This is a genomic window from Streptomyces albicerus, assembly GCF_008905045.1.
GTDB classification, from domain to species: Bacteria; Actinomycetota; Actinomycetes; order Streptomycetales; family Streptomycetaceae; genus Streptomyces; species Streptomyces albicerus.
Genome location: NZ_VWMY01000032.1, coordinates 65,782 through 82,358 on the forward strand (window position 1 = coordinate 65,782; position 16,577 = coordinate 82,358).

Consider the following 16,577-nt stretch of genomic DNA (forward strand, 5'->3'; position numbering starts at 1 on the left):
CAGGCAGGCATCCCAGGGAAACCTCAACCCGCGCGGCTGCCGCGTCCTCTGCCACCCGTCACCGCCTTTGGTTCCTGCTCGCCGGGTGGACACGGGTGCGTCTTCAGTTCCCCAACCACGCATGTCCACGACCCTGTCCTTGCCTCGGCGTCAACACGTACGGCGTCCATGCCCCTTGTGCCGTCCTGCCCGGACCGCGTTCCGGGCAGGACGGCGCAGGGCTTGTACGGGTATCAGTGCCGGCGACTGCCGGTGCCGGTCCGGCGGCGCACGGCGAAGCCCGCTGCGGCCGCGACGGCGAGGCCACCGGCCACTGCGAGGGCCGGTACGGCGACCGGGTCGCTGCTGGCGGAGCCGGTACCGGTGTGCATAGCGCCGCTGGGCTTCTTCGAGGCGGGAGCGGTCGGGTTCGCGACCTGGTCTCCGCATATCCGCTGGGCCTCGGAGGCAAGGGCATTGGCGTTCTGTTCGGCCTCTTCCACCTGCCGCTTGAGCGAGGTGTCCCCGGCCTCGTACTGCTTCTTGGCAGCCTCGTAGTCGTCCTCGGCCTCGACGGCCTGCGACTGGGCCTCCTCGCACGCGGACGGTGCCATCGGCACGGCGTACGCGGCGACCGGGGCGGCGACGACAAGGGCGGTGGTGGTGAGAGCGGTGCCGATGGCTGTCCTCAGCGAACGCATCAGGGTTCCTCCTCCATCACGAAGCGGCCGCGGCACATGGCGCGCCACAACTCGGACCGCTTCTGCCATCGACTCAAACGCCGCCCGGCATCACACGCAGGCCCGCATATGCCCGATTTGGTTACCTTTGATGCCCCTTCGCCAAGGCATCGCTGCTCGGCAGGCACCGCCTGAGCCCATGGAGTGAAGCCCGTCGCACTACTCCGAACGAGGGACCTGACAAGAGCGTCACAGCCACTGGGCATCCCGCTTGTCCGTCTTGATCCGGTCGCCCGCGGGCCGTTCCCTCTTCGACAGGCCACCACCACGCAGCGGATGCCGATCCCGTCCAGGGCCCGCGCCAGCACGAACCCGGTCTGCCCGGCCTCATAGGCCACCACCGCTGGCTGCGGGAGCGCGGCCACCCACGCCGGCACGTTGTGCGTCCCGGCATCGAGCCGCACACTGAAGACCTCGCCCGTCTCACCGTCCACAGCCGAGGCCGTCGTGGTGCGGGTGTATCTCGTCCAGCGCCCTCTCGGTGAGCGAGGCGTCTGAGCCCGACATCGGCAGCAGGCCCATCTCCGAACAGTCAGAGGCGGTATCTATGAGCGCCGGCTCGGCCGAATTGACCTCGTCCGGCAGCTTCATGGCCGTTGCCGTGGTGCTGGGAGCAGCGCTGTCGTCCTGCATGGTTGGGCTGGGAGTTCGAATCACGTTCTACGAGTCGGTGGGCCGTGGCAACAGCGTGCCGTCGACGTACAGGTCGACGCGCTCGTTGTAGAACGCCGCCATGCCCGCGATGCGGTTGGCGTGGATCGTGGGGAAGTCGTACGCCCAGAGGATGTCCTCGTGGGTGGCGACGTCGCTGTCGAACGACCAGTAGCCGCTCGTCGTCCCCTTGTACGGGCAGCGGGTCACCGTGTCCGTGTGGCGCAGCCGGGTCCAGTCGATGTGCATGCGGTCGAGGTAGTAGCGGGTCAGCAGGCCGGTCTCGAAGAGCTTCACGCAGTTCGGCGCGTCCGCCAGCACGACCCCGTCCAGCTCCACGCGGACGCTGCTGGAGGAGCGCAGTGCGTCCACCCGGGAGTAGGGGCTCCTCGGGTGGACGAAGACCGGTTCGTCCTCCTCGAACCAGGAGTCGAGCGCCTCCCACTTGAAACGGACGGTGCCGTGCAGAGTCTCCGGGGCGCCGTCGTCCCAGACCCACGCCGCACCCTCGCGGACCTCGGACCCGACCCGCAGGGAGTGGCGCCGCGCGGGCCCGGCGCCCCGCAGTTCGGCGTGGTCGTCGTCGGTCAGCACACCTTCGACCATGTCCTCGACCGGGATGCTGAACTGGGGATATGCGCGCCACTCCCACACGTACAGGGCACGCCGGGTGTCGAAGACGACGCGGCCGCCGATCATCCCCCGGATGCGCCGCGGCACCGGCTCTACGTGCCCGACCGGGACAATCAGGCTCGGGTGCAACACGCTCTCGTCCGCCATCTGGTTACCTCGGTTCACTCGTTCCACACCACGACGCCCGGCAACTCCGGCGTCCGTTGCAGCGACTGCCTCTGCCCAGAGCTGGCTCTCACGCACAGTGTCCTCTGTTCTCTCGGCTTCACCTCTCAAGACAGAGCAGGGGCGGTAGTTGTGACATCCATGGTCCGGCAACACACCGATTACGACACACTGTGTGCGGTCGGCTCACGTCATGAACACCGGGGCCTCAGAGGGTTGCCCGACCCAGGCACATGAGGTCGGTGGGAACGGCGCGGCTTCTGGTATCAGACGTGGGCATGTGGGGTCAGCAGCGAAGCGGCCCGCGGTCTGCCGCGACACGGGCTGTGGGGATCGCCCTGGGGCAGCCGGTCAGCGGGTCTGGTCAGTCGGTCGGATCAGGTTCTCGTTGACAGCTACGTGTTCGGGCTGGGTGACTGCTTGAAGCGTTCTCCCGGTTGAGGCCGGGAGACTCCCGCCTACCTTGCGGTGGCGGGCTTGACGCGTTTCCGCGCCTGACGACTGCGCCTTCCGGCAGCCGGGATCGCCGCGTGGCCGATCCGGTACAGGTGCAAGATGTTGCGGGCCGCGTTCCAGTCGGCGTTCGCCGCGAAGCCGCAGTTGGGGTTCTTGCACACGAATGTGGCCTGGTTCTGTCGGCTGCCCGGGCGTGGTTCCTTGTTGCCACCTGCGGCTGTATTTCGCGTGGCGGACCTCAACTCTTAACGGCCTCTGCGATCTGCAGGGCGGCCTGGGCGGGCGTGAGGTGCGTGGTGTCGACGACCTCGGCCTCGCAATGTAGCCACGTGCGGGCCGCCTCGGCGTAGGGCTCAAGGTATTTGAGACGGAATAGGGAGGGGCCAAGAAGAGTGTCCCCCTCGATGCGCCCGCGGAGGGTGTCCTGGTCGGCGTGGAGGACGAAGTGCCGTATCGGGATGGCGTGTTGGGCGAGGCCCGTGCTGATCTCACGCCAGTACTGCTCGACCAGGACAGTCATGGGCATCACCAGAGTGCCGCCGGTGTAGTCGAGTACGCGGCGGGCGGTCTCGACTACGAGCGGCCGCCACGGCGGCCAGTGCTGGAAGTTGTCCGTCTCGGGCAGCCCCGGCGTGATGTCCATGAGTGTCTCGCCGACCTTCTCAGCGTCGAAGACCCTTGAATCCGGGATCAGTTGCTGCACGAGAGCACTGGTCGTCGTCTTGCCTGCGCCGTGGGTGCCGTTGAGCCATACGATCATGAGACCCGACACTAGCGCCGTGCCGACCGCGGGAAGGGGCGCGGCAGGAAATCCGGAACGGCTTCGGCGTTTCCCAGCGTGGTGTCGACCATCAAGATCAGATGTCGTCTATCTCGACTCACAAGGACAAATCCACCCGGGGCGCCTTTGCGGCCACGTAGCACTGCTACCGGCTTTTCCAACGGAGCAGTCGAGCTGTGTCGAGGGGCAGGAACCAGTTTCGCGATCAGTCAAACCAGACCACAAGTCGCACGTACTCTGGGCCGTGCAGCTCGCCCAGCGTCCGCATCACGTCCCAGACCGGCGCCCAGTGGGTTCCCGGCCCGGCGACCATACGTCGGCTGAGCGTGCCGGACCGATCGGTCTCGTCCCAGTTGGCGGCTGCCAACTCGGCCCAGCTGATCCATGTCGTTCCGTGAGCGTCCTGTGGCCCGCCCCATGCGTGGAACGCGTCCCGCAGTCCGTCCGAGGCGTCTTCCGGCAGACCGCGGTCCTCGGTCAGGGGCCGGAAACCGAAGGAGTTGCGGACACCAAAGAGGCAGGCGAGGGCGTCATAGGCGTTGCCCGTATTGAGGAGGAAGAGGTCAATGGCGGCGTGCCATACCGCGTCCTCGTCGTCGTCCTCTCCCCAGATCCGGGCCCAGGGTCTGCACTCGATCATTCCGCTCACGTCGGTGGACATGTCCGCAGTCTGCCGAGAGGGGACAAGGCTCGTCGCCTCGTTTTCGACGCAGAGCCCAACCGGTGTGCCGTGGGGCGATCTCGCAGAGTCGGCCGTCGCGGATCAGGGCCCACAGGACGTTGACTCTGCGGCGAGCGAAGGCGATCACGGCCTGGGTATGGCGTTTGCCCTCGGCGCGCTCGCGGTCGTAAAACGCCCGGGAGTTGGGGTCGTAGCGCACGCCCATCAGCGAGGACATGTAGAAGATGCGCTGAAGACCCCGGTGGCAATGGCGCGGCCGGTGCAGTTCGCCGTTCAGCTTCCCGGAATCGTGCGGTGCCGGAGCCTGACCGGCGAACGCCGCGGGCCCGTCCGGACTGGTGAAGTCCGTCAGGTCGTTGCCCACCGCGGCGAGGAACTCGGCACCCAGCAGCGGACCGATGCCGATCATGCCGGCCACGATCCCGGCGAGCTCGTGCGGCCGGAACCTGGCCTCGATGAGCCGGTCGACCTCGGCGACCTGCTCGTTCAGGGTCTCAACCGCGCCGACCGCGGCGTGATGGACCGCGTCGACGCCGACGACTACGTGATCAGTGAGGCATCCGCTCCGGTCGCTGTCGTGACGGACGACGGGCCATGCTTGCGTGGCGTGACCTTCGCTGACGCGTTCGCCGGCGACGGCCCGCTGTCGCGTCACGTACGCACACGGGTGAGGAGCCCACAAAACAATGGCGTGGTCGAGCGGTTCTTCGGCACGCTGACGTACGAACATCTCCACCGCGCCACCATCGGCGACGGCAACGCTCTCGCCGTCGAACGCTGCGAGGAGCGTGTGGCCTTTGGCGGACCCGCTACGTGACCGGGAGGTCCTGACATGACCAGTAAGTTCACCGAGCTTGCGATCGACTGTACCGATCCCCACGGTCTCGCCCGGTTCTGGTGCTCGGTCCTCGGCTACGAGGTGCAAGACGAAGAAGACGGAGTTGTCACCATTGACTCGCCCATGGTGGTGCCTGAAGGCAAGAACCGTCTTGGCCCAGTGCCACCGGCGTTGACATTCGCGCGCGTGCCCGAAGGAAAGACCGTCAAGAACAGGCTCCACATCGACGTCAACCCAACCGACAGGGAGCAGGACGAAGAGGTCCGTCGCCTGCTCGACCTGGGTGCTCGACACGCCGACGTCGGCCAGACCGGCGATGAGAGCTGGGTCACGCTTGCCGACCCGGAGGGGAACGAGTTCTGCGTCCTTGCGGGCCGCCGCCCCTGACCGGCGGCCGCACACCGCGCCGGACCTACGTCGGGTCGCCTACCCACGCTCACGCGAAGACGAATGCACCGAGTTCACGCCTGGTCGGCGTCATCGTTTCTTCCCTGACCTCGTTGGTGGCGAACAGCCGCTGCCCTGAGGGCTCCAGTCCGAAGAGGCGTGGTCGGATGCCCTGGGTGGAGACCCAGCCGACGGGCTTGTCGTGCTGGTGCTGGTGAACATGGTGCGCGCCGTGGTGCGTTGTGTGCGGGGAGGGCTGGTTCATGCGCCCGCGCTAAGCGGGCCGTCCGTGTGTGGCCTGGCGCGTTGCGGAATGTGCAAGGCGATGGCCGGCCGGACCGCGTAACACGCAAACGGTCATAGTGACGGGCGGTCGTCCTTTCCGGCGTCCTCGCCGCGCTGGTGGCCGCGGCGGGCGTCGCGGTCGAAGATGCCCAGGATCTCGCACGGTCCGCCCTCGGCGCCGATGGCGTGCGGGAGCATCGTCGGGAACTCCGCCGCCTGGTTGGTCTCGATCCGGAAGCGCCGGTTGCCCAGGAGCAGGATCGCGGTGCCGGAGAGGACGACGAGCCATTCGCGGCCCGGGTGGGCGCGCATGCGCGAGGGATTGTCGGGCGGCGGGTCGGTCATGCGCTGGCGTACGACGGTCATGCCGGGTTCTGCCTTGATGGGCCAGCGCATCAGCCCGCGGGGTCCGTCGATCATCGGGTTGGAGATGACGTCGTCCGTGGCGGTCTCGACCAGTTGATCGAGGGAAGTGTCCAGGGCGCGGGCGAGGGTGACGAGCTGGTCCAGGGCCAGGCGGCGCTGGCCGTTCTCGATACGGCTGAGCGTGGACTGGCTGACCTTGGCGCGGGCGGCCAGCTCCTCCAAGCTCCAGCCCTGGGCCACGCGCAGGGCGCGGATGCGTTTGCGTACCAGGCTGTCCAGCTCACCATTGTCTTGCGTCATAGGCAACATCATATGCCTCTGCAGCAAGACGCGGTTAGCGTCGTTCGTGTTCGGCCCCACAACGACTGGGGCAGCGAGGCTAAGGGGACGACGACATGCCTGCGACGACTGCCGCGCACGCGACCGACGAGGTGCGGGGCGAGACCGTTGACGCCGTGGTGATCGGCGGCGGCGCCGCCGGACTGAACGGCGCGCTGATGCTGGCCCGTTCCCGCCGCTCGGTCATCGTGATCGACAGCGGCACCTCGCGCAACGCGCCCGCCGAGGGCGTGCATGGGCTACTCGGCCTGGACGGCACTCCCCCAGCCGAGCTGCTGGAACGGGGCCGTGAAGAAGTCCGCCGCTACGGCGGCACGGTAAGAACCGGAGAGGTGATCGGGGCCGCTGCGGCTGATCCGTCCGCTGACGGGGATCCGCGCTTCACTGTCACCCTGGCCGGTGGGGGCACCCCCGCCGGTGAGGGCGTAGCCGACGGGGGAGGCACCACCCTGTACGCGCGCCGCCTCCTGGTCGCCACCGGTCTGCGGGACGTGCTGCCTGACGTTCCCGGGCTGACCGAGCACTGGGGACGCAGCGTGGTGCACTGCCCTTACTGCCACGGCTGGGAGGTACGCGACGAGCCCATCGGTGTCCTGGCCGTGGGCCCGGTTTCCGTCCACCATGCGCTGCTGTTCCGCCAGTTGACCGACGACCTGGTCTACTTCACCCGCGGCACCCAACTCGACGAGGACACCCGGGCGCGCTTCGCCGCCCGCGACATCCGTGTCGTCGACACCCTCGTCGACCGGGTGGTGGCAGCCGGGGGCGGCGGTATCGCAGGCGTGCGCCTGACGGACGGACAGCTCGTGCCTCGGCGCGTTCTCGCCGTCGCGACCAGCATGCAGGCGCGTACCGAGGGCCTGGAGGATCTGGGGCTGCCGATGCGGGACCTGCCCGGCGGGATGGGCCGCCATTTCGCCACCGGCATGGCCGGCACCACCGAGGTCGCGGGCGTGTGGGTGGCCGGTAACGCCACCGACCTGACCGCCCAGGTCGGCGCCGCCGCCGCGGCCGGCGCCCTGGCCGGGGCTCACATGAATGCCGACCTGGCCACCGCCGACACCGAAGCCGCCCTCGCCGCCGCACAGCGCGACATCACCCACGCCTGACCGCCCGCGCACTCGCCGCCCGCGCACTCACTGGCCCCGCAGCCCGCCGCACATCAACCGCGTAGGCGAAGGGCGGGGCCCGCCCCTATCCCCCTATCCCCCCTGGCGCTGCGGTTTTTGCTCCGGCGCCGATATCTGCATGCCCTGTTGAGAGGAATCCATGAGTACGAACCAGCCTCCCCAGGTGAGCGCTGATCCGAGCGGCGCCTCTGGCGAGGGCGTGCCCGACGCGCGTCAGCGTCGCACGATCCTGATCGCCGTCTGCATCGCGCTGATGGCCGTCATCGCCTCGGTGTCCGGGCTCAACGTCGCCCAGCCCGACCTCGCCGTCGCCTTCGACGCCTCGCAGAGCACGATCCTGTGGATCATCAACATTTACACGCTGAGCCTGGCCGCACTCCTGTTGCCGCTCGGCGCCATCGGCGACCGCTTCGGCCGCAAGCCCATGCTGCTCACCGGTCTGACCGTCTTCGGCGTCGCCAGTGCGGCGGCGGGTCTGGCTCCGTCGGCCGAGGTGATGCTCGCCGCTCGCCTGTTCAGCGGGGTGGGCGCGGCGATGATCATGCCCATCACCCTCGCCGTCATCACCTCGACCTTTCCCGAGGAGGAACGAGGGCGGGCGATCGGCGTGTGGACCGGTGTGGCCGGCGGTGGTGGCGTCCTGGGCATGTTTCTCTCGGCCGCCCTGGTCGATGTGGCGAGCTGGCGGTGGCTGTTCGTACTGCCCGTCGCACTCGTCATGGTCGCCCTCGGCATGGCGCTGCGATCCGTCCCCAACTCCCGCGAGACGTCCGGGCATGCTTTTGACACCGTCGGCGCGCTGACGTCCGTCGTCGCGGTGGTCGGGCTCATCTTCGTCCTCCAGGAAGGGCCCGAGCGAGGCTGGACGGCCCCCGCGACCCTGCTCAGCCTGGTCGTCGGTGTCATCGCCGCGCTCGGCTTCATGGTCTGGGAACTGCGCCGCCGGGATGCCGCGCTCCTGGACGTGCGCCTGTTCGGCGAGCGCGCTCTGGCCGGCGGCTCGATCACACTCCTGGCGGTCTTCGGGGTCCAGGCCGGTATCTTCGTGGTTCTCTTCCCGTTCTTCCAGGCCGTCCTCGGCTGGTCGGGGCTGCTGTCCACCCTGGCGCTGATGCCCATGGCCGTGCTGATGATGATGGCCTCCGGCCTCGCCCCACGGCTGACGGCGCGCATCGGCCCCCGAGCGACCATGGCCACAGGCATCCTCCTGGCCGGAGCCGGTCTGGCGCTCATGGCCGCCATCGTCTCCGTCGACGGCGGCTACCTGTCCGTCCTTCCCGGCATGCTCGCCATGGGCATCGGCATGGGCCTGTCGATGACACCCTCCACCGAGGCCATCACCAGTTCCCTCCCGCGAGAGCGTCAGGGCGTCGCGTCCGCACTCAACGACGTCACCCGCGAATTCGGCACCGCGCTCGGCGTCGCCCTGCTCGGAGCGCTCCTGTCCGCCGGCTACCGCAACGCCATCGACTCCCGACTCGCCGGCGTTCCCCAGGGCCCCGCCGACACCGCGCGCGAAGGCGTCGCCAACGCCCTCGACGCCGCGAACCAGGCCGGCCCCCATGCCCAGGCGCTGATCCGTGCCGCCCAGGAGTCGTTCGTCGACGGCTGGCAGCACGCCATGTGGGCAGGAGTCGCCGTCATGGCCGCCCTCTTCCTCTACGTCCTCACCCGAGGACCACAGCACCCCACTCGCACACCGGCGAACGAACCAGAACCAGCCGACGCGACTGCTCCGTAACGCCGAACCACCGCGAGAGCCACCAACCGGTGGCTGAGCACGCGAGCCACACCCGGCCCGCATGACCCCGCTCCACAGGCAGGTCAAGGCCGGTGGGCTCCCACAGACACCTGTGGGAGCCCGCTGGCTCCATTCGCCAACCCGACCAGCCGCTGCCCGACAAACGCACCAGCCTCAGCTGAAGGTCATACGGCTGTGACGTCCAGTGCCATGGCACGCCTTTCACGGGCTACCAGCTGTCCCAGGTCAACCACCGCCGACAGCACGAGCAATCGGGCGCCGCCTGCACTGGGCACGCTGGTCGTCGCGCCCGGTGTGCTGGACCTGCTGGCGGCCGGGGAGTTGCTGCTCTCGGGGAAGGTGCGGCTGCTGGAGTACGACGCGGCGGACCGGGATGCCTGCTTGCGCGCCGACGCGCGGCTGCTACGGGCCTGCGCGGGTGGTGGCGGTCTGGCCCCGACCGGCAGCGGTGGCTGCAGTCCGGTGATGGGCGGCCGACCATCCACCACCGGTCGCGGATCAGGCTTTCTTGACGACGCTCGACTTGAGCTGCATCGCCCCGAAACCATCGATCTTGCAGTCGATGTCATGGCCGTCGACCCCGTCGACCAGCCGGATGCTGCGTACCTTGGTGCCGGCCTTGATCCCCGAGGGGTTGCCCTTGACCTTGAGCGCCTTGACGACGACCACGGTGTCGCCGTCCTGCAGCACATTGCCGACGGAGTCCTTGATGACCTGCTCCGCAACGGCGTCCCCGCCCTCCGCACCGCTCTCGGCGGGAACCCATTCGTGGCCGCACTCCGGGCACACGACAAGGGCGTTCATCTCGTAGGTGTACTCACAGGAGCACTTCGGGCAAGGGGGAAGATTCTCGATCACCTCCTCAGCGTATCCGGCCCGGACAACCGTCCCGACGGCGACGAGGGACCAGCGGATGGCACCCCTCGAAGACGGAGCCTGCCCACTCCTTTCGCGGGCCGTCCGCCCAGTCACGACCAGTCCGCAACGGCACGCTCAGCGCCGGGACATGCAGAAGTCCGGCGTCTTGTACAGCCGGTTCAGCCGCTCATCAGCATGCGTCTGGGGCACCGGATCAGCTGATCCGGTGCCCCAGACGGCCATACGTGCTGTCAGAGCGAGGTGGTGTGGACGCTCGCGCCCGCCACAAGTCCCTCTGCAGAGGCAACAGCCAGGACGTCGGCGCAGACGTCGGCGATCGGTGTCTCAAGGTGGAGACCGCCGGCGCCGGCGACCGCGAGGCCGCCGGAGACGTTGTCCAGGTCGCCGTCGGACATCTCGGCTGTTTCGACCTGAGGGGCAAGGATCATCACGCGCGGTTCCCTTCGAATGAGCAATTGCGGAATGGTGGCGTTCGTCCGATTCCCGGAACCGGCAAGCCTTCCGGGTGTCTTACGCCACGCGCAGGATCAAAGCACTCCGGCAAAAGGGCGGCCAGCCGCCCGAGTCGCAAATGGGACGCACTCCGAAAACCGGCCTCACCGGCGTGACAGCTCGGTGACCGGGCATGTCCACTTCTTCACATGGCCCGCTCCCGCCGCACGCACGAAAGCGGCCACCCGGCCTCAAGGCCAATGTTCTCAGGCCGAATTCCTTGGGCCCAGGCACAGCAGCGACAGGTGTTCATGTTCCGTGCGGCCTTTGAGTGAACGGTGTGCAGGTCTATCGGATTTTCGGCACGGTGCCGTCACTGAGCCCTTTCGGTGCTGCCGCTCCAGGGTGAGGACGGCCGCGGAGTTCGCCGACACTCGATTCGTGCTGCACCGGGCTCTGCGGAAGATCTGCCACGACTTCCAGCCGTGCGATGCGGGCGAGATCCGCGGCAGGCATCCGGCTGGCTCGGTCGGTCTCTCCCAGGGCGCGCAGGAGGCCGGACGCCCGCTGAGCAACTGCGCGTGGCACCAGCGGCAAGAGCCCTGCTCCGGCCCGCTCCAACTCCCCCTCAGCCGGGCAGGGGCCACGGCCGAACCAGAACCCCCGGCCGCACATCGCTGATGGCTCCGGCCATATATCTCGCAGGACATGACGAAGTTCAGACCGGGACTCTCCCACGGGGCTCCTGCTTTGATCGGCACTGCGGAGAAGATGGGTCCATGCCGTCCTTCGATCAGATCCGTTTCCGGCCGCCTCGTGGCGCCCGTGCTGATGCCGCGCTGGCTATCGGGGTGTTCGTGTTGGTGGCACTCGTCGCTGAGGGGCAGCGGCTGAGCCACGGCAGGGACTCGATGGCCTCGCTGGTCGTGTCCTGGCTGCTGATCACGGCGGTGTGTGGGGCGCTGTTGTTCCGGCGCCGATATCCGGTGGCGGTGGGCTGGTTCACGGTGCTGGTCACGGGTGCCTACTACCTCCTGAGCGACATCGACGGCCCGCTGGTCATCGTTCCGATCGTGGCGTTGTATGCCATCGCCGCCCAGGGCCGACTGCAGCCGGCCGTCGCCATGGCGGCGGCTATGGTGATCGGCGTGTCCGTGGGCACCCTCGCGGGCAACAGCGATATCAACGGCACGGCGGTGTTCATGCTCACCGGCTGGCTGGTCGCCGTGGTGGCTCTCGGTAGCGGGCGGCACAGCCGGGTGGCCTACGCCGAGGAGGAAGCGCGGCTGCGGGCGACCGAGGAGCGGCTGCGCATCGCCCGAGAGCTGCACGATGTGATCGGGCACAACATCTCGATGATCAACGTGCAGGCAGGCGCGGCACGGCACCGGCTGAAGAAGGATCCCGCCCCCCAGGCCGAGGCGGCGCTCGGCGCGATCGAGGTGGGCAGCCGGGAGATCCTGCGGGAGCTGAGGGCCACCCTCGACGTGCTCCGCCGGGTCGACGAGGACGCGCCCAGGGCCCCCGCGCCGGGGTTGGCCCGGGCAGATGAGCTGGTGGCCTCGGCGAAGCTGGCGGGGCTCGCGGTGCGGATCGAGCGGACCGGGGCGGAGCGCTCGCTGCCGGCCCCGGTCGACCTGGCCGCGTATCGGATCGTGCAGGAGTCGCTGACCAACGCCGCCAGGCACAGCCGCGGCGGAGGGGTCACGATCCGGATCGCCTACGGCGACCGGGAGCTGACCCTGGCCGTCGAGGACGATGGCCGGGGCACGGCGGCCCGCCCCGCCGGGTCGGGTGGCGGCAGCGGGATCACCGGCATGACGGAGCGGGCACGGGCACTGGGCGGCGAGCTGACCGCGGGCCCGCGGCCGGAAGGCGGATTCGCGGTGCGGGCCCGGCTGCCGTACGGGATCACAGGAGAGCCGATGGAGTGGAGTGACCGATGATCAGGGTCCTGCTGGCGGATGACCATTGGCTGGTCCGGGCCGGGTTCCGGTCGGTCCTGGAGGGCGAGGACGACATCGAAGTGGTGGGCGAGGCCGAGGATGGGCAAACCGCGGTCTCGGTCTGCCGCGAACTCAGGCCGGACGTGGTCCTGATGGACATCCGGATGCCGGGGATGGACGGTCTGGAAGCCTCCCAGGTGATCACCGGGGATGAGCAGCTGGCGTCGGTGAGGGTGGTCATCCTCACGACCTTCGATCTGGACGACTACGTCTACGGTGCGCTGCGCGCCGGAGCGACGGGCTTTTTGGTGAAGGACTCGGGGCCGGAGGAGTTGCTGCATGCGGTGCGGGTGGCAGCTCGGGGCGATGCTTTGATCAGCCCGTCGGTCACCCGGCGGCTCATCGCCGAGTTCGCGAGCCGGGTGAAGGGCCCTGAGCCGGATCCCCGGCTCGATGTCCTCACCGACCGGGAGCGCGAGGTCATGCGGATGGTGGCGGCAGGGCTCACGAACGACGAGATCGCGGCGCGGCTCGTACTGTCGCTGTCGACGGCGAAGACACACGTCAGCCGGATCATGACGAAGCTGGGGGCGCGCGACAGGTCGCAGGTCGTGGTGCTGGCGTACGAGTCCGGAATGGTCAGCCCAGGCTGGCTGGCGGACTAGGCCCGCCAGGCTCAACCCGGCGAACCGTAGACCGTAGTTGGCGCGCTACCCCTGCGGTACCACGTCGCGTACATCCGCTGGGGTACGCCCGGTGTCGTCCGGAGACTGACGATTCCGACCCTGTCGCCCGTGCACGATCAAAGGCATGAACGCACCCACCTTCCTCGCACGGGCCAGTTCTGCGCTGGTCTGCGCGCTCGTCGGGGCTGCCGCCGGAATTGTGCTGGTCGCGGCCGCCGAGGCCGTGAGCGTAGAGGTCAGCGGCGTGCTCACCGCCCTGGCGATCGGCGTGCCCGCGCTGTGCGGCGCCGTGGTGGGCGTGCTTCTGCCACCAGGCCACTCACGCTTCAATCCGAGGTAGTCACCATGTCTCCCACCCGCGGCGCAGCCGTGTCCCTTGCCCCGCCCGCACCGGGCCGGCCAGATAGACCACGCGTCGGCCGGTTCGGCGCCCTGGCCGGCTGGGCACAGCGCCACCGCTGGGCCGCCCTGCTGCTCTGGGTGGCCGTCCTGGCCGCCGTCACGCTGGGTTCGCAAGCCACAGGCTCCGCGTACCAGAACGACTTCTCCCTGCCGGGCACCGATTCTCAAGCCGCCACCGACCTGTACAAAAAGCACGGCTCCGCCCAGGCCGGCGACAGCGTCGAGATCGTGCTGAAGGACGGCCAGGGCATCGACGGCAGCAAGGCCGCTGTCGAGAAGATGCTGGCCGAGGTGAAAGGGCTGCCGAGCGTCGCCGGTGTACGCAGCCCGTACGCCGATGCCTCCGCCGTGTCCAAGGACGGCACGATCGGCTACGCCACCGTGACTCTCGACGGCAAGGCCGAAGCAGTGCCCAAGGAGGACGTCACCGCGATCATCGACACCGCCAAGGGTGCCGAAGCGGACGGGCTCCAGGTCGAGCTCGGCGGCGATGCCGTGCGCGGCGCCGAGGAGAAGGGAAGCCCGACCGCAGAACTGGCCGGCATCGTGGCCGCCGTGGTCATCCTCGGGCTGCTCTTCGGCTCCATGGTGGCCGCCGCCGTACCGCTGATCACCGCCCTCTTCGCAGTCGGCACCGCCCTCGGCCTGATCGTGCTCGCCTCGCACGTCTTCACCATCGCCGACTTCACGCCACCCATCACGATGCTCGTCGGACTCGGCGTCGGCGTCGACTACGCTTTGCTGATCTTCTACCGCTACCGGCAAGAACTCACCAACGGCGCCGCGCCGGCGGAAGCCACCAGCAAGGCCCTGGACGCCGCCGGCCGCACGGTCTTCTTCGCCGGCTGCACCGTGATCATCGCCCTGCTGGGACTGGTCGCGCTCGGCCTCGGCTCGCTGCAGGGCGTGGCCCTCGCCCTGGCACTGACCGTGCTGACCACCATGGCAGCCTCGCTGGTCCTGCTGCCCGCGCTGCTGGCGTTCTTCGGCAAGCGCATCCAGCGCCACGTGCTGAAGCATGCGGCCCAGGCCGCGGCCAAAGGCAAGGCCGAAGGGCGCCGCTGGCGAGCCCTGGCCTCAGCTGTGCAACGCCGTCCGCTGCCGGCGCTGCTGGTCGCCGTCCTCGCCATGCTGGCCCTGTCCGCACCGGCACTGGGCATGCGCCTGGGCTTCGCCGACGCGGGCAACGACCCGAAGACCTCAACCTCCAAGCAGGCCTACGACCTGCTCGCCGAGGGCTTCGGCCCGGGCTTCAACGGTCCGCTGATCGTCTTGGCACAGGGCGACGAGGCCGCCGGCCAAGCCGTGCAGTCCGAGCTGACCAAGGTCGAAGGCGTGGCCGCGGCCAGCCCTGCGCTGCCCTCCGAGGACGGTGTCCTGTCCACCGTGATCGTCTACCCGACGACAGCACCGCAGGACGCGGGCACCACCGATCTCGTGCATCACCTGCGCGAGGACGTGGCCCCGGGGCTGGAGCGCGACACCGGTGCCGAGATCCTGGTCGGCGGCTCTACCGCCGCCTCCCAGGACTTCGCGGACACGGTCTCCCAGCGGCTGCCGCTGTTCGTCGCCGTCGTCGTCGGGCTGTCATCGCTGCTGCTGATGCTGGTCTTCCGGTCGGTGCTGATCCCCATCAAGGCAGCCCTGCTGAACCTGCTCTCGATCTCCGCCGCGCTCGGCGCCATGACCCTGGTGTTCCAACACGGCTTGTTCGGCGTCCAGCCAGGGCCGATCGAAGCCTTCCTCCCCGTGCTGATCTTCGCGATCGTGTTCGGGCTATCCATGGACTACGAGGTGTTCCTGGTCTCGCGGATCCACGAGGAATGGGAACGAACGAAGAACCACTCCCTCGCGGTACGGGAAGGACTGGCCTCCACCGGCAAGGTCATCACGGCGGCCGGAGCCATCATGATCGTGGTGTTCGGAGCCTTCATGCTGAGCCCCGACCGCATGCTCCAGCAATTCGGACTCGGCCTCGCCGTGGCGATCCTGATGGACGCGCTGGTCATCCGCTGCCTGATCGTCCCGGCCGTCATGCAACTGTTCGGCAAGTGGGCCTGGTGGATGCCCGCCCCGCTCGCCCGGCGGCTGCCCAAGGTGGCGCTCGAACGCCCCGCAGAAGGCTGACGACCCACCCGAAAGAGCCGGCCCCCTGATAGGCCGATCCCAATGATCGTCGCTTCACGCGGTCGGTTCGATCGGGCGGCGAGGAGTCCGCACATAGCGCTCGGCTGGGGTGTCCAGCCGAGCGCTGTGGCTGGACGGCTGTTGAGTTCAGCGGCGACTGGGCGCCGTCGCGGGAGGCGTTCGAAGCCTCAACTCACGTTCGCAGGAGCATCGTTGGTTCCCTTACCTGCCGCACTCGACCTCCCTCCGCGCCCTGCAGATCAAGAGACTCAGACGTCGTTCCTGAGTCGGTCGCGCTGAATCCGGTGGGCGAGGGTGCGACGCACAGAGGCCGCCCCGGTCGCAGCGACCTTCGCGGGAATGTCGAGACCGCGGCCGATCTCGTCGTACGCCTTCCGGAAGCTGCCGGGCAGTTGGGCCTGGTGCAGCGTCAGGTCCTCTTCGACGAGGCGCCGCAACTCGTCGACGTTCTGGGGTGTGAAGCGCTTCTTGCCCCGGGCGATGGCGTGGACGTAGCGCGCGCAGCGGGCGGTCTCTTCGAAGGCTTCGGAAATTTCCTCGGCGAGGCCCCACAGGCGCCCTTCGAGCCAGGGCACGTCCTGCTGGTCGAGAGAGAAGCTCGTCGTCGGCAGCGGGTCGCCCGTCTTGTACTTCGTCACCTGCTTGGACACGGCGGGCTGACTCATGTCGGTCAGCCGGGCAATCCTTTCCTGGGTCCAGCCGAGGCCGACGAACAGCTTGATCATCTCGGCCCGTAGCTTCCGCATCTCCTCGCCCGCACGGATGACCTCGTTCATGTCGGCCAGCATCCGCTCGGCCTGTTCCTCGGTCAGCGACTCGAGGTTCTGCCGCGTGTCGTGTTCCCCTGCCATGGCCCGGTTATATACCCAAGCCCCGACGGGGGCATAACT

18 protein-coding genes and 2 pseudogenes are annotated in these 16,577 nt (G+C 68.7%); 8 read left to right on the top strand and 12 right to left on the bottom strand.

The window, feature by feature from the left end:
• Positions 1-233: 233 nt before the first annotated feature.
• The 7 genes and pseudogenes from GAS53_RS28035 to GAS53_RS28065 all read right to left on the bottom strand — a co-directional run.
• Positions 234-680, bottom strand: coding sequence for a hypothetical protein (locus tag GAS53_RS28035; protein ID WP_151480494.1), 447 nt, complete (start codon positions 678-680; stop codon positions 234-236).
• A 462-nt stretch (positions 681-1,142) separates the two neighbouring features.
• Positions 1,143-1,352, bottom strand: coding sequence for a hypothetical protein (locus GAS53_RS28040; protein WP_151480495.1), 210 nt, complete (start codon positions 1,350-1,352; stop codon positions 1,143-1,145).
• Positions 1,353-1,379: 27 nt separating this feature from the next.
• Positions 1,380-2,150: a DUF427 domain-containing protein gene (locus GAS53_RS28045; protein WP_151480496.1), complete on the bottom strand. Its 771-nt coding sequence runs from the start codon at positions 2,148-2,150 to the stop codon at positions 1,380-1,382.
• Positions 2,151-2,626: 476 nt separating this feature from the next.
• Positions 2,627-2,815, bottom strand: a pseudogene (locus GAS53_RS28050) (RNA-guided endonuclease TnpB family protein); the annotation flags it as partial.
• A 47-nt stretch (positions 2,816-2,862) separates the two neighbouring features.
• On the bottom strand, positions 2,863-3,384 hold the full coding sequence (locus GAS53_RS28055) for a P-loop NTPase family protein (protein ID WP_151480497.1): 522 nt from the start codon (positions 3,382-3,384) through the stop codon (positions 2,863-2,865).
• A gap of 226 nt (positions 3,385-3,610) precedes the next feature.
• On the bottom strand, positions 3,611-4,066 hold the full coding sequence (locus GAS53_RS28060) for a hypothetical protein (RefSeq protein WP_151480498.1): 456 nt from the start codon (positions 4,064-4,066) through the stop codon (positions 3,611-3,613).
• A 70-nt stretch (positions 4,067-4,136) separates the two neighbouring features.
• Positions 4,137-4,604: pseudogene (locus GAS53_RS28065) on the bottom strand (transposase); the annotation flags it as partial.
• Positions 4,605-4,778: 174 nt separating this feature from the next.
• Here GAS53_RS28065 and GAS53_RS57690 point away from each other — a divergent pair.
• Both GAS53_RS57690 and GAS53_RS28070 read left to right on the top strand, forming a co-directional pair.
• Entirely contained in the window at positions 4,779-4,904 is a 126-nt protein-coding gene (locus GAS53_RS57690; RefSeq protein ID WP_263974171.1) for a hypothetical protein, read from the top strand.
• A gap of 15 nt (positions 4,905-4,919) precedes the next feature.
• Positions 4,920-5,312 carry a VOC family protein gene (locus GAS53_RS28070; protein ID WP_151480499.1) on the top strand — a complete coding sequence of 131 codons (393 nt, stop codon included), beginning with the start codon at positions 4,920-4,922 and terminating at the stop codon, positions 5,310-5,312.
• Between the two features lie 49 nt (positions 5,313-5,361).
• Here GAS53_RS28070 and GAS53_RS28075 read toward each other — a convergent pair whose 3' ends face one another.
• Both GAS53_RS28075 and GAS53_RS28080 read right to left on the bottom strand, forming a co-directional pair.
• A complete protein-coding gene (locus tag GAS53_RS28075; protein WP_151480500.1) occupies positions 5,362-5,577 on the bottom strand; it encodes a lactonase family protein in 216 nt (71 codons plus the stop codon).
• A 92-nt stretch (positions 5,578-5,669) separates the two neighbouring features.
• Complete coding sequence (locus GAS53_RS28080; protein ID WP_151480501.1) at positions 5,670-6,263, bottom strand: helix-turn-helix domain-containing protein; 594 nt, start codon at positions 6,261-6,263, stop codon at positions 5,670-5,672.
• Between the two features lie 95 nt (positions 6,264-6,358).
• Here GAS53_RS28080 and GAS53_RS28085 point away from each other — a divergent pair, with 95 nt between their 5' ends.
• A complete protein-coding gene (locus tag GAS53_RS28085; RefSeq protein WP_151480502.1) occupies positions 6,359-7,411 on the top strand; it encodes an NAD(P)/FAD-dependent oxidoreductase in 1,053 nt (350 codons plus the stop codon).
• A 160-nt stretch (positions 7,412-7,571) separates the two neighbouring features.
• Entirely contained in the window at positions 7,572-9,173 is a 1,602-nt protein-coding gene (locus GAS53_RS28090; protein WP_151480503.1) for an MFS transporter, read from the top strand.
• A 519-nt stretch (positions 9,174-9,692) separates the two neighbouring features.
• Here GAS53_RS28090 and GAS53_RS28095 read toward each other — a convergent pair.
• Both GAS53_RS28095 and GAS53_RS28100 read right to left on the bottom strand, forming a co-directional pair.
• A complete protein-coding gene (locus tag GAS53_RS28095) occupies positions 9,693-10,052 on the bottom strand; it encodes a zinc ribbon domain-containing protein YjdM (RefSeq protein WP_318723009.1) in 360 nt (119 codons plus the stop codon).
• A 251-nt stretch (positions 10,053-10,303) separates the two neighbouring features.
• Entirely contained in the window at positions 10,304-10,501 is a 198-nt protein-coding gene (locus GAS53_RS28100) for a hypothetical protein (protein ID WP_151480565.1), read from the bottom strand.
• A gap of 783 nt (positions 10,502-11,284) precedes the next feature.
• Here GAS53_RS28100 and GAS53_RS28110 point away from each other — a divergent pair.
• The 4 genes from GAS53_RS28110 to GAS53_RS28125 all read left to right on the top strand — a co-directional run bounded on the left by GAS53_RS28110 (position 11,285) and on the right by GAS53_RS28125 (position 15,666).
• Entirely contained in the window at positions 11,285-12,451 is a 1,167-nt protein-coding gene (locus GAS53_RS28110) for a sensor histidine kinase (protein WP_151480504.1), read from the top strand.
• Positions 12,448-13,116: a response regulator gene (locus GAS53_RS28115; protein WP_151480505.1), complete on the top strand. Its 669-nt coding sequence runs from the start codon at positions 12,448-12,450 to the stop codon at positions 13,114-13,116. Before GAS53_RS28110 ends, GAS53_RS28115 begins: the two co-directional genes overlap by 4 nt.
• A 145-nt stretch (positions 13,117-13,261) precedes the next feature.
• Positions 13,262-13,477 (top strand): hypothetical protein, encoded by a 216-nt coding sequence (locus tag GAS53_RS28120; protein WP_151480506.1) that lies wholly within the window; start codon positions 13,262-13,264, stop codon positions 13,475-13,477.
• A gap of 5 nt (positions 13,478-13,482) precedes the next feature.
• Positions 13,483-15,666 carry an MMPL family transporter gene (locus GAS53_RS28125; RefSeq protein WP_151480507.1) on the top strand — a complete coding sequence of 728 codons (2,184 nt, stop codon included), beginning with the start codon at positions 13,483-13,485 and terminating at the stop codon, positions 15,664-15,666.
• Between the two features lie 269 nt (positions 15,667-15,935).
• Here GAS53_RS28125 and GAS53_RS28130 read toward each other — a convergent pair whose 3' ends face one another.
• Positions 15,936-16,538: a sigma-70 family RNA polymerase sigma factor gene (locus GAS53_RS28130; protein ID WP_151480508.1), complete on the bottom strand. Its 603-nt coding sequence runs from the start codon at positions 16,536-16,538 to the stop codon at positions 15,936-15,938.
• Positions 16,539-16,577: the final 39 nt, after the last annotated feature.

Coding starts and splice junctions, on each gene's coding strand:
- GAS53_RS28035 (WP_151480494.1), bottom strand. CDS start 680: ATGCGTTCGCTGAGGACAGCCATCGGCACCGCTCTCACCACCACCGCC.
- GAS53_RS28040 (WP_151480495.1), bottom strand. CDS start 1,352: ATGCAGGACGACAGCGCTGCTCCCAGCACCACGGCAACGGCCATGAAG.
- GAS53_RS28045 (WP_151480496.1), bottom strand. CDS start 2,150: ATGGCGGACGAGAGCGTGTTGCACCCGAGCCTGATTGTCCCGGTCGGG.
- GAS53_RS28055 (WP_151480497.1), bottom strand. CDS start 3,384: ATGATCGTATGGCTCAACGGCACCCACGGCGCAGGCAAGACGACGACC.
- GAS53_RS28060 (WP_151480498.1), bottom strand. CDS start 4,066: ATGTCCACCGACGTGAGCGGAATGATCGAGTGCAGACCCTGGGCCCGG.
- GAS53_RS28070 (WP_151480499.1), top strand. CDS start 4,920: ATGACCAGTAAGTTCACCGAGCTTGCGATCGACTGTACCGATCCCCAC.
- GAS53_RS28075 (WP_151480500.1), bottom strand. CDS start 5,577: ATGAACCAGCCCTCCCCGCACACAACGCACCACGGCGCGCACCATGTT.
- GAS53_RS28080 (WP_151480501.1), bottom strand. CDS start 6,263: ATGACGCAAGACAATGGTGAGCTGGACAGCCTGGTACGCAAACGCATC.
- GAS53_RS28085 (WP_151480502.1), top strand. CDS start 6,359: ATGCCTGCGACGACTGCCGCGCACGCGACCGACGAGGTGCGGGGCGAG.
- GAS53_RS28090 (WP_151480503.1), top strand. CDS start 7,572: ATGAGTACGAACCAGCCTCCCCAGGTGAGCGCTGATCCGAGCGGCGCC.
- GAS53_RS28100 (WP_151480565.1), bottom strand. CDS start 10,501: ATGATCCTTGCCCCTCAGGTCGAAACAGCCGAGATGTCCGACGGCGAC.
- GAS53_RS28110 (WP_151480504.1), top strand. CDS start 11,285: ATGCCGTCCTTCGATCAGATCCGTTTCCGGCCGCCTCGTGGCGCCCGT.
- GAS53_RS28115 (WP_151480505.1), top strand. CDS start 12,448: ATGATCAGGGTCCTGCTGGCGGATGACCATTGGCTGGTCCGGGCCGGG.
- GAS53_RS28120 (WP_151480506.1), top strand. CDS start 13,262: ATGAACGCACCCACCTTCCTCGCACGGGCCAGTTCTGCGCTGGTCTGC.
- GAS53_RS28125 (WP_151480507.1), top strand. CDS start 13,483: ATGTCTCCCACCCGCGGCGCAGCCGTGTCCCTTGCCCCGCCCGCACCG.
- GAS53_RS28130 (WP_151480508.1), bottom strand. CDS start 16,538: ATGGCAGGGGAACACGACACGCGGCAGAACCTCGAGTCGCTGACCGAG.